Origin of the sequence: Thermosyntropha lipolytica DSM 11003 (genome assembly GCF_900129805.1) — a bacterium.
Lineage (GTDB): Bacteria > Bacillota > Syntrophomonadia > Syntrophomonadales > Syntrophomonadaceae > Thermosyntropha > Thermosyntropha lipolytica.
Window position 1 is genome coordinate 1 of the sequence record NZ_FQWY01000074.1, and the last position, 2,666, is coordinate 2,666.

Consider the following 2,666-nt stretch of genomic DNA (forward strand, 5'->3'; position numbering starts at 1 on the left):
GGCCCCTTGGTCAAGTGGTTAAGACACCGGCCTTTCACGCCGGTAACAGGGGTTCGAATCCCCTAGGGGTCACCAATTGGGGCGATTAGCTCAGCTGGGAGAGCACCTGCCTTACAAGCAGGGGGTCGTAGGTTCGAGCCCTGCATCGCCCACCATATGCATACAAAAGCTGTATTTGTACAGCCTGAAATAATAAATTGATATTATGAAAAAAAGAGGTTAATCTTGCGGAAGGGATTAACCTCTTTTATTTTATCTGGACGAAAAAAGCCAGCCTTTACTCTTGTTGCCGGCTGGCCCAAATAGCTTTAGGAAGCCTTGTTTTTCTGTTTTTGTTTTCTTTCCCGGGTAGTTTTGTCTAATATAGTTTTTCTAAGCCGGAGTGATTTGGGGGTAACTTCCAGGAGTTCATCATCATTTATAAATTCCAGACACTTTTCCAGCGACATTTCCACCGGAGGCACCAGTCTTAATGCATCATCAGAACCCGAAGCCCTGGTGTTAGTAAGATGTTTTTTCTTGCATACATTTACCGTTATGTCTCCTGATCTTGAATTTTCCCCCACGATCATGCCTTCGTATACTTCAGTACCAGGAGATATAAAGAGGTCTCCTCTTTCTTGGGCATTATAAAGGCCGTAAGCAACAGCTGTTCCCGTTTCGGAAGCGACCAGTGCTCCCCGGGTGCGAGAAGGTATTTCTCCTTTAAAGGGGGCATAAGTTTCGAAAACATGGTTCATTATACCATTACCTCTAGTTTCGGTTAGGAATTCTGACCTGTAACCTATAAGACCGCGCGAAGGGATTAAAAATTCTAACTTTACAATATTGCCGGTTTTATTAGTCATATTAACCAGCTCGCCTTTACGCCTTCCGCAGCTTTCAATTACCGTACCTACATATTCTTCAGGTACTTCAATAAATAACTTTTCTATCGGTTCTTTTAATACCCCGTTTTCTTCTTTCATGATTACTTCGGGACGGGTTACGGTAAATTCATAACCTTCGCGCCGCATAGTTTCTATAAGGATAGAAAGATGGAGTTCCCCTCGCCCTGAAACTTTAAAGGTATCAGGTGAAAGTTCTTCTACTCTTAATGATACATTGGAAAGAAGCTCTTTCATAAGCCTTTCTTTTAGATGTCTGCTGGTTACATATGTCCCTTCCCGGCCGGCAAAAGGACTGTCATTTACTACAAAATTCATCGCTATGGTAGGTTCTTCAATGTCTACAAAGTCTACCGGTGCGATATTTTCCGGGGAACACAAAGTGTCACCTATATTGATACCTTCTAAACCTGATACCGCTACGATTTCCCCGGCAAAAGCAGCTTCCAGTTCGGTTCGTTTTAATCCTTCAAAAACATATAAGGTATTTACTCTGACTTTTTCTGCTTTTCCTTGCGGGTTGCATATTACTACTTCCTGACCTTTGTGAATCTGTCCCTGGCAAATTTTACCTATGCCTATGCGGCCTACATAAGGATCATAATCAATTGATGAAATTACCATCTGCAATGGCTGATCAGGATTACCTTCGGGAGCTGGAATGTATTTCAATATCGCGTCCAGCAAAGGCTTCATATCAACGGCAGGATCATCTAGTGATGATTTAGCGTAACCTGCCTTAGCTGAAGCGTATATTACAGGGAAATCAAGCTGTTTATCATCAGCTTCCAGATCAATAAAAAGTTCGAGCACTTCATCTACTACTTCCCGAGGCCGCGCATCAGGCCGATCTATTTTGTTTATCACCACCAGAGGTTTAAGGCCAGCCTGCAGAGCTTTCTTCAAAACAAAACGAGTTTGCGGCATGGGTCCCTCATAAGCGTCTACCAGCAATAAAACCCCATCAACCATTTTAACAATTCTTTCTACTTCACCGCCAAAATCAGCATGGCCGGGAGTATCGACTATATTAATCTTGGTATCACCATAAAAAATGCTGGTGTTTTTGGACATAATAGTTATTCCGCGCTCTTTTTCCAGATCATTATTATCGAGAATCCTTTCCGGCACGACCTGATTATTGCGAAAAAAACCACATTGTTTAAGCAGCTGGTCAACCAGAGTAGTTTTACCATGATCAACATGAGCAACTATAGCGATGTTGCGTAAGTTTTTTGGCATAAGCTATCCCTCATTTCTGAAATGACCTTTATTAGACAACAATTATTATATACATAGCAGCTTGCAAATTTAAAGACAAAAAATCACTGATGGGATTTAAACCAGGAGAGAGTCTTTTTATAAAATGATTTGTGCTTATGATATGGGTATTTTCGGGCTTTATCGGAGATAATAACAAGGAAAATAAAAAAACCTAAAAAAATAGTTGACAGGAGTAGGGGGAGGGTGATAATATAATTCTTGCGCGACGCGGGGAGCGGGTCGCGGGATCTTGATAAAACTGAACAGCAAGGCAAGCGTGCGGGAGCAATTTGAGGATAGAAAGCCTTGAGAAGCTAGGGAAGCTAGGATAGATAAGGAATAAGGATTTGAAGGAGAGTTTGATCCTGGCTCAGGACGAACGCTGGCGGCGTGCCTAACACATGCAAGTCGGACGGGGTATTTAAGAGGAATCTTTCGGGAGGAATCTTAAATACCTAGTGGCGGACGGGTGAGTAACGCGTGAGCAACCTACCCATAAGTGGGGGATAACACTGG

Annotated in this window: 1 protein-coding gene, 2 tRNA genes and 1 rRNA gene; 3 read left to right on the plus strand and 1 reads right to left on the minus strand. The window is 42.6% G+C overall.

All coding sequences use genetic code 11. The annotated features are described in order from the left end of the window. Together BUB92_RS10930 and BUB92_RS10935 are read left to right on the plus strand one after the other, a co-directional pair. A tRNA-Glu gene (locus tag BUB92_RS10930) sits at nt 1-75 on the plus strand. A 4-nt stretch (nt 76-79) separates the two neighbouring features. Next, a tRNA-Val gene (locus BUB92_RS10935) sits at nt 80-155 on the plus strand. 153 nt (nt 156-308) lie between these two features. Here BUB92_RS10935 and typA read toward each other — a convergent pair. Further along, nucleotides 309-2,129 (minus strand): translational GTPase TypA, encoded by a 1,821-nt coding sequence (gene typA / locus BUB92_RS10940; protein ID WP_073093588.1) that lies wholly within the window; start codon nt 2,127-2,129, stop codon nt 309-311. A 368-nt stretch (nt 2,130-2,497) separates the two neighbouring features. Between typA and BUB92_RS10945 the strand changes: the two genes are divergently transcribed. Next, a 16S ribosomal RNA gene (locus BUB92_RS10945) occupies nt 2,498-2,666 on the plus strand; the annotation flags it as partial.

Bases quoted from the DNA above. Each gene is read 5' to 3' on its own strand.
- typA (WP_073093588.1), bottom strand. From the start codon at position 2,129: ATGCCAAAAAACTTACGCAACATCGCTATAGTTGCTCATGTTGATCAT.